This window comes from Rhodococcus sp. 06-462-5, from assembly GCF_002258315.1.
In the GTDB taxonomy this organism is placed as follows: Bacteria; Actinomycetota; Actinomycetes; order Mycobacteriales; family Mycobacteriaceae; genus Rhodococcoides.
Genome location: NZ_NOYD01000041.1, coordinates 19,525 through 27,888, shown reverse-complemented (window position 1 = coordinate 27,888; position 8,364 = coordinate 19,525). Strand labels below are relative to the sequence as shown.

Here is an 8,364-nt window from a genome sequence, read left to right as displayed (position 1 = left end):
ATCCGCAGGCCTACAGTCACCTGGGTCTGCTGCGCTGCGCGAGGTTGCTCAGCGCCTAGGGCTCACCCCACCCCCGCTCCGCGTCAATGGACCATTGCATACGTCTGACCCGTGCAATGGTCCATTCACCCACCGGGGTCTGCTGCGTGAATGGCACATCGCATACGTCTGAGCCGTGCAATGGTCCATTGACGCGAACAGGGGGCGGGCTGAAGGCGGGCGAGCGGCGGCGGCGGGCGACGGCAGCTCAGGCGATAGCGGGCGGCTGTTTCGGCGGCGGTCCTGCGGTTCGGCCGCGGAAGAGTTCGGTCGGCAGGGTTTCGGCGGCGACGATGCCCGAGTGCGAGGACGAGAGCACCAGTTTGCCCGCGCGACGGCCTTTTTCTTCGGCGTCCTGGCGCACGGTGGTGAGGTTCTCGCGGATGGCGTCGGAGATGCCGTCGAATCCGGTGACCGAAAGTTGGCTCGGCACATCGATTCCGGAGACTCGGGCGAAGTTCAGTGCGCCGAGGGCGATGACGTCGGTGGTGCACAGCAGGGCGGTGGTCTCACGGTTGGCCTGGAGCGCTTGGGCGGCCGCGGAGTGCCCGGAGCGAACGGTGTGGTCGAAGCGTTCGACGACAGTGAGGGTGTCGGGGTCGAGTCCGGCGTCGATCATGGCGGCTTGGACTCCGGCGATACGTTCGCGCTGCACGTGAAAGTGACTGTCCGCCAACCGTCCCGGGGGTACGACGCCATCGCGGCGGTCGCGTCCGAGTCGCATGCACAGGACGGCGAGGTGCTCGTGCCCTTGCGAGATCAGATGTGCAGCAAGCATTTTCATGGCACCGCGGTCGTCGATCGCGACAAGGGCGGCTTCTGGGATGTTGCGAGGCTGATCGCAGACGACGATCGGGAGGTGGCGTTCGCGAACGGCAGCGAGGTAGGGGTCGTCGTCGGCGACGGAGTAGACGACGAATCCGTCGACTCCTGCTTGTTGCACGACGGCCGCGGCCTGCACGTCGTCGCGCTCGGCACCGGCGGGAATGAGCAGTAGACCTTGCCCTGCGGCCTCGCAGGATTCGGCGAGTCCGGCGAGGAAGCTCATGGCGGCGGGGTCACGGAAGGAGTAGCTGAGAGCTTCGGTGAGGAGCAGTCCGATGGCGCCGGCCTTGCGGGTGCGCAGCGACCGCGCCACGGGGTCGGGGCCTGCGTATCCGCGGCGCTTGGCGGCCTGGAGGACACGTTCGCGCAGCTCGGGAGAGAGCTGATCGGGTCGGTTGTAGGCGTTCGAGACGGTGGTGCGCGATACCTTCAGCTCGGCTGCGATCGACGCCAACGTCGCTTGACGTCGCGGTTCGCTTGACCTGGCCATAACCGGGACGTTAGTCCCACAACGCACCGTAGAGAAAGTCGAGGTCTCGATCGTCCGATTCGATGGACCGCCCCGCCGCGCGCTAGAGTACAACGGTAACGGTTTCCATTAGCGTCAAGTTCTGCTCAACAGGAGTACATCGATGTCGTCCATTCCTCGCGCGTCCCGGGCCAAGACCACGGCCATGCTCGGCCTGACCTGCGCGGCAGCCCTGGCCCTGAGCGCATGCAGCTCCGGCGAACCCACGAGCACCGAATCTGCCCCGGCCACCCCCGTCGACGGACCGATCACGATCGTCGCGTCTACCAACGTGTGGGGAAGCGTCGCCGAGGCAGTGGCAGGCGACCTGGCCACAGTGACCTCGCTCATCTCCGATCCCTCTGCTGACCCGCACTCGTACGAGGCGAGCCCGGCCGACGCCGCTGCCGTCGCCGAGGCGTCGCTCGTGGTCTACAACGGGGGCGGCTACGACCAGTTCATCGAGGACATCCTCGGCTCCGAGGGCAAGGACGTGCCGTCGGTCGACGCCTACACCCTGCTCGACGACAGCCACGATCACGACTCCGAGTCCACCTCCGGCGAAGCGACGCCGGAAGCCGAGGCAACGGACGATCACGGCCATTCGCACGGCGAGGTCAACGAACACGTCTGGTACAACGCCGAGGTCGCCGCGCACACCGCCGAGGAGATCGCCGACAAGCTCGGTCAGCTCGATCCCGACAACGCCGCGCAGTACACCGCCAACGCCGAGACCTTCCACGAGCAGGTCCACGGCATCACCGACGTGACAGCGAAGATCGCCGCCGATCACCCCGACGCACCGGTGGCGCAGACCGAGCCGATCGCGCACTACCTCATCGAGGAATCCGAACTCGACGATCGCACCCCCGAGGACTTCAAGGACTCCATCGAAGAGGGCAACGACCCGTCTCCGGCATCGATCGCCGCGACGCGTGATCTGTTCACCTCGAAGTCCGTCCGCGCATTGATCTACAACATCCAGACCGAAGATGCAGTCACACAGGACATTCGCTCCACCAGCGAGGCCGCGGGCATCCCCGTCGTCGAGGTCACCGAGACCCTGCCCGCCGGGATGACGTACATCGAGTGGCAGACCAAGGCAGCGACGGATCTGCAGGCCGCCCTCGCAACCGCCCCTTGAGCCGATCCGACTCCTGATCTCGGACCGGCTGATGGAAAGCTGTAGTACATGCCTGCTGTAGAACTGCGCGATGCCGGACTGGCGTTCGGCGAGCGCACGCTGTGGCAGAACCTGGACCTGACGGTCGAGAAGGGCGAGTTCGTTGCCGTTCTCGGCCCCAACGGGTCGGGCAAGACGTCTCTGCTCAAGGTGTTGCTCGGCCAGAATCACCTCACGTCCGGCACGGCCGCGATCGACGGCAATCCCGTCCGTCGCGGCCAGTCGGGCGTCGGCTACGTCCCCCAGCAACGCAACATCGACGACGATCTCCCCCTGCGCGGACGCGATCTCGTCGGCCTCGGCTGGGACGGCCACAAATGGGGCATGGGCCTGCGCGGCATGCGGCAGCGCAAGGAGACGGTGCAGCGCGCGATCGATCAGGTCGACGCCAACTCCTTCGCGGGTGCTCCCGTCGGCTCGATGTCCGGCGGTGAGCAGCAGCGACTGCGCATCGCCCAGGCACTCGTCGGCGATCCGTCGGTTCTTCTGTGCGACGAGCCCCTGCTCAGCCTCGATCTCGCCAACCAGTCTCTGGTCTCGAGCCTCATCGATCGCCGACGACGGGAGCACGACACAGCGGTGCTGTTCGTGACCCACGAGATCAACCCGATCCTGCCGCTCGTCGACCGCATCGTCTACATCGTCGACGGCCGGTTCCGTATCGGAACGCCCGAGGACGTCATGACCACCGAGGTGCTCTCCGAGCTCTACGGCACCGAGGTCGAGGTGCTGAAGGTTCGCGGCCGGCTCATCGTCGTCGGCACCGGCGACTCGATCGACGCGCTCGGCTCGGCAGGCGCCCACCACCCACCCGTGCCGCACGACAGAGAAGACAAGGCATGAACGAGAAGGTTCTCGACGCATTCTCGAAGATGCTCGACTTCGACACCACCGCAAATCTCCTGACCTACGACTTCGTCCAGCAGGCCCTGCTCGCCGCCGCGATCCTCGGATTGCTCGCAGGCGCCCTCGGCCCGCTGATCGTCAGCCGCCAATGGGCCTTCGCCGTGCACGGATCGAGCGAGCTCTCGCTCACCGGTGCCTCCGCCGCACTGCTCGTGGGCATCACCGTCGGCCTCGGAGCCATCGTCGGATCCGTGGTCGCCGCAGTGATGTTCGCTCTGCTCGGCAGCAAGGCCCGCGACCGAGACTCCGTCATCGGCGTCATCATGTCCTTCGGCCTCGGCCTGTCGGTGCTGTTCATCTGGCTCTACCCCGGCCGAACCGGCACCAGCTTCTCGCTGCTCATCGGCCAGATCGTCGGCGTCGGGCAGAGCGGGATCCAGCTACTACTGGTGTGCGCCGTATTGGTGCTGATCGTGCTCACCGTGGTCTACCGTCCGCTGCTGTTCGCCAGCACCGACCCCGAGGTGGCGCTGGCCCGCGGCGTTCCAGTCCGCGCACTCTCGGTGGTGTTCGCCGTTCTCGTCGGCGTCGCGTGTGCGCTGGGTGTGCAGATCGTCGGCGCACTGCTGGTCCTCTCGCTGCTCATCACCCCGGCCGCGGCCGCTGCGCGGGTGACCGCGAGCCCGCTCAAGGCGACGCTGCTGTCCATCCTGTTCGCCGAGATCGCGGCCGTCGGAGGCATCCTGCTCTCCCTCGCTCCCGGCCTTCCGGTCTCGACGTTCGTCACCACCATCTCCTTCGTCATCTACCTCGTGTGCCGCGCGATCGGCGGAACCCGCAAGGCCAATTCCGGACGACTCGTCGCCGCCTAGGATGTCGAAGGTGTCGATCGATCTGAACGCCGATCTCGGCGAAAGCTACGGCGCATGGACCCTCGGCGACGACGACGCCATGCTCGCCGTGGTCTCGAGCGCCAACGTTGCATGCGGCTTCCACGCCGGCGATCCGACCACTCTGCTGCGCACGTGCCGCTCGGCCGCGACAGCGGCGGTACGAATCGGAGCGCAGGTGGGCTATCACGACCTCGCCGGATTCGGCCGGCGCTTTCTCGACGTCTCCCCCGCCGACCTCACCGCCGACGTGATCTATCAGATGGGCGCACTCGACGGCCTCGCTCGAGTGTCCGGTTCGGCCGTCGCCTACGTCAAACCGCACGGCGCGCTGTACAACGCGATCGTGCACCACCGCGAGCAGGCCAAGGCCGTGGTCGACGCCGTCCTCGCCTACGACGCGACGTTGCCGGTGCTCGGCCTGCCCGGCTCGATTTTCCTCCAGGAGGCCGAACGAGCCGGACTCCGCACTGTCGCAGAGGCTTTCGCCGACCGCGCCTACACCCCGCACGGGACGCTGGTGTCTCGCTCGGAGCCCGGTGCCGTACTGTCCGATCCCGACGCCGTCGCCCAGCGCGTGCTGACCATGATCACCGACGGCACCACCCTGGCGGTCGACGGCACCACGATCGGTGTACAGGCCGAGTCGATCTGCCTGCACGGCGACTCCCCCGGCGCGGTCGCGATGGCAACAGCCGTGTCGGAACTGCTGCGCGGCAACGGTATCGACGTCGCAGCCTTCGTCTGATGCGCACTGTCCCGGCGGGCGAGAATGCAGTACTCGTCGAGTTCGACGAGCTGGACGAGACGATGGCATACTACCGCTCTCTGACGGCCGACCCACTCGCTGCCGTCGTCGATCTGGTACCTGCCGCACGCACGGTCCTGGTGACGTTCGATGGGCCGAAGCAGCCGGTTCTGGACTGGATCGCGGCCACCGAACCCGCAGTCACGACAGACCACGATCGATCCGATACCGTGACGATCCCGGTGGTCTACGACGGCGACGACCTCGACGACGTAGCTCGACTCACCGGCCTGTCCACCACGGAAGTCGTTGCGGCACATCTCGATCAGACGTGGACCGTCGCGTTCGGCGGCTTCGCACCAGGATTCGGCTATCTCGTCGGTACCGACGAGAGGCTGCACGTTCCGCGGCGCACGTCGCCGCGCACCAGCGTTCCAGCCGGTTCGGTGGGGCTGGCGGGTGAGTTCTCGGGCATCTATCCGCGCGCCTCCCCCGGCGGGTGGCAACTGATCGGACGAACAGACGCTCGATTGTGGGATCTCGACCGCGATCCACCCGCGCTGCTGCGGCCCGGCACCACCGTCCGATTCGAGCAGGCATGAGAGCCCTCTCCGTTCTGCAGACGGGACCGCTGTGTACCGTCCAGGATCGCGGTCGGCCAGGACATTCGTCGATCGGCGTCGGACGCTCGGGTGCCGCGGACCGGCTCTCGCACGATGCCGCGAACCGATTGGTGGGCAACATTTCCGACGCCGCCACGCTGGAAGTGACCTTCGGTGGCCTGAAGCTACGCGCCGAGTACGACGCACTCGTGGCCGTCGCCGGGGCGCAGGTGATCTGCCGTGTGGACGGCACGGAGCAAGGACTGTATTCGACGCTCGTGGTCCGAGCCGGGCAGGAACTGGAACTGGCAACGCCGACATGCGGTCTGCGCAGTTACCTCGCCGTACGAGGCGGGATCGACGTGCCGGTCGTTCTGGGCAGTCGCTCGACGGACACGATGTCGGGCATCGGCCCGGCCCCTCTCTCCGCCGGTGATGTTCTGAACGTCGGCAACGGCAGTGCCGAATGGCCGGCTGCAGATTTCCTGCCGCCGCCATCGCCCCAAGAGACATTGCACGTGAAGTTCGGGCCGCGTGATGACTGGTTCACCGAGCAAGCCTTGTCGACTCTGGTGCAGCAGCCGTGGACGGTCACACCGGACACCGATCGCGTCGGGATCAGGCTCGACGGTGCCGAACCCTTGCGCCGCAGGAGAGACGACGAATTGGCCAGCGAAGGAATGGTTCTCGGGTCGCTACAGGTTCCGCCGTCGGGCAAGCCTGTGCTGTTTCTCGCCGACCATCCCGTGACAGGCGGTTATCCGGTGATCGCCGTCGTCACCGCAGCGGACGTGTCCTTCGCCGCACAGTTGACCCCCGGCACTCGGGTGCGGTTTCGGACTGTGGGCTGATTCCAAGCAGGGGCCGTAGCAGACCCGATCATCGCTTTAGAATAAAACCCATGTCTTCACTGCCCTCGAAAATTGCAAACTACCCAGCCATCTCGTAATCGGAACTGCAGTTCATCACCGCATTCAGAAGCTTTCGCTTGCTATAGCGTGTCGACCACCTTGGGCCCGCTTGAAGTTATCGGTCATACATGTTCCGGTTCACCGATGATTCAAAATCGATCGGCGGCATATCTGTACGTAGTGACGCCGTGAACGGTTCATCGAGCACCCGAAGTACTTGCATTAAAGTCCACTTCAATTCCACAGCAACACGATAGGAACCAAACCCTAGCGGTTGCGTGAAGTCGGTACGAATTATTGAATCGGCAATTATGATGTCGATCTGGTCGTGAATCTTGCGCACTAGCTCGTCTGCCTTTTTTGAATCCGGCCCGAGCGGGTGTTCTTCGCGGTCCATTTCCCGCAGAGAGATTTTCAGGGAAGAGCATTCGGATATAGCAGCTTTCTTTATTTCACCTGCCGCACCAGCTTGCCGCAACCAAGCGGAGGATCGCTCATAATACACAACTGCGCGCTGCAGAATTTTCGCGCGAACCGGCGATGGGTTTGCCAGGTTTTCGCCAAGATACTTATCTAAACCTTCAATAATTGTCTGTGCGGTGCCAATACGAACCAATGCTCGCGCGAGAAGCAACTCTCCTACACCGCGGAACCGCGCAAGCTGCAGCAATTGAGTAGGTGTCGGGACTTCGATTCGATCTCCAAGGAGCCCCGCTTGATTCAGGAGCGTTCTAATTTCGTGATTCTCAGTCCTCCTTGAAGGAAGCAGCTTTTCCGCCTTTTCTGCGCATTGCTGCAATATTTGAAAATACTCGGGGTAGGATACCGAATAAGAGGCGACACGGGCTACGGCGGCAAGTAGGGCATCGGTCTTCAACTCTTTTCTATGTGCGGCACCGCCGCTACCGTGAACTAGCGTATTCAGTTCGGTGAATAACTTGTCAACCGCCGCAACCTCAAGTGCGCGATTGCGAAGCAAAGCGTCGACTGCGTTGCAGTGATATCGAGCAAAGATCAAATCGACGGCAGTCCGCACCCGCTTAGTCAACTTGAGCTCAGCTCTGCGAAGTCTCACCAGCTCATAGAGTTCCGACTGCTCACGTTCCGGATCGCGGGACCGCAGCCTTCTGGCATCCGCCGCGGACTCGAAGATGTGAACGCAGTCTTTCAAGATCAGGTCTGTCGGGTTCGCATCCCGAGCAGATACGCGGTCAAGGATCGATTCTGCCATGTCGATGATCTCGTTGGCAGAACCGAGGGCCTTCTGGCTGGCTGTACGTTCATCCTTGTGTTCGGCGGTGCCAAAAGCCGAAGCTCCGGGAATCTTCATGGCTGCAAAATGCTTCCCAACTACAAACCTAGCGGCTGCCACCGCAAGTCCGAGCTCCTTTGCATCAACGGCTTTCAGTAACTCTGCCTGCGTCCAGGACAAGAACTGGTCTTGGCGGTAAGAAGGGTGCGCAACTCGAGAGGCTGCAGCACCACGAGCTTCGCGATTTTTTCTGTAGGCCTCGGCATATGCAACCACCATCAGCGGCGGATCGGCGTCCGGCAAGTTTTCACTTAGATGCTCATGAACCGCATGACACAAACCACCCCACGGGTCACCGTAAGTTCGTTGACGCGAGAAGTATTTCTTCAGCGTCGTCTGACTCACTACCTCGCCTGGGACCCTCGCGAGTGGTCGTGGGACTACGTTGTCCGAGTCAGCCATCATCCAGTTCGCGAGTCGAGCGACATGCTTTCGCCGCTCGCCCTTCGCCCGGTCACTCAGGCCATCCAGTTCCCCAACAAATGTACTCTTCATCGCCG

At 63.9% G+C, this 8,364-nt stretch carries 8 protein-coding genes; 6 read left to right on the top strand and 2 right to left on the bottom strand.

The window, feature by feature from the left end; all coding sequences use genetic code 11:
• Positions 1 to 247: 247 nt before the first annotated feature.
• Positions 248 to 1,354 carry a LacI family DNA-binding transcriptional regulator gene (locus CH251_RS19505; protein WP_094614626.1) on the bottom strand — a complete coding sequence of 369 codons (1,107 nt, stop codon included), beginning with the start codon at positions 1,352 to 1,354 and terminating at the stop codon, positions 248 to 250.
• Positions 1,355 to 1,496: 142 nt separating this feature from the next.
• Here CH251_RS19505 and CH251_RS19500 point away from each other — a divergent pair, with 142 nt between their 5' ends.
• From CH251_RS19500 to CH251_RS19475, 6 genes are read left to right on the top strand one after another with little or no spacing between them, the layout of a single operon-like run.
• A complete protein-coding gene (locus tag CH251_RS19500) occupies positions 1,497 to 2,516 on the top strand; it encodes a metal ABC transporter solute-binding protein, Zn/Mn family (RefSeq protein ID WP_094614625.1) in 1,020 nt (339 codons plus the stop codon).
• A gap of 48 nt (positions 2,517 to 2,564) precedes the next feature.
• Positions 2,565 to 3,398: a metal ABC transporter ATP-binding protein gene (locus tag CH251_RS19495; RefSeq protein WP_094614624.1), complete on the top strand. Its 834-nt coding sequence runs from the start codon at positions 2,565 to 2,567 to the stop codon at positions 3,396 to 3,398.
• Positions 3,395 to 4,273, top strand: a complete 879-nt coding sequence (locus tag CH251_RS19490; RefSeq protein WP_094614623.1) for a metal ABC transporter permease — start codon at positions 3,395 to 3,397, stop codon at positions 4,271 to 4,273. Before CH251_RS19495 ends, CH251_RS19490 begins: the two co-directional genes overlap by 4 nt.
• 1 nt (position 4,274) lies before the next feature.
• On the top strand, positions 4,275 to 5,039 hold the full coding sequence (locus CH251_RS19485) for a LamB/YcsF family protein (RefSeq protein WP_094614622.1): 765 nt from the start codon (positions 4,275 to 4,277) through the stop codon (positions 5,037 to 5,039).
• A complete protein-coding gene (gene pxpB, locus CH251_RS19480; RefSeq protein ID WP_094614621.1) occupies positions 5,039 to 5,641 on the top strand; it encodes a 5-oxoprolinase subunit PxpB in 603 nt (200 codons plus the stop codon). The genes CH251_RS19485 and pxpB overlap by 1 nt, the downstream gene beginning before the upstream one ends.
• A complete protein-coding gene (locus CH251_RS19475) occupies positions 5,638 to 6,492 on the top strand; it encodes a biotin-dependent carboxyltransferase family protein (protein WP_094614620.1) in 855 nt (284 codons plus the stop codon). Before pxpB ends, CH251_RS19475 begins: the two co-directional genes overlap by 4 nt.
• 175 nt (positions 6,493 to 6,667) lie before the next feature.
• On the opposite strand, the gene CH251_RS19470 is transcribed toward CH251_RS19475, so the two are convergent.
• Positions 6,668 to 8,209, bottom strand: a complete 1,542-nt coding sequence (locus tag CH251_RS19470) for a hypothetical protein (protein WP_143537949.1) — start codon at positions 8,207 to 8,209, stop codon at positions 6,668 to 6,670.
• Positions 8,210 to 8,364: the final 155 nt, after the last annotated feature.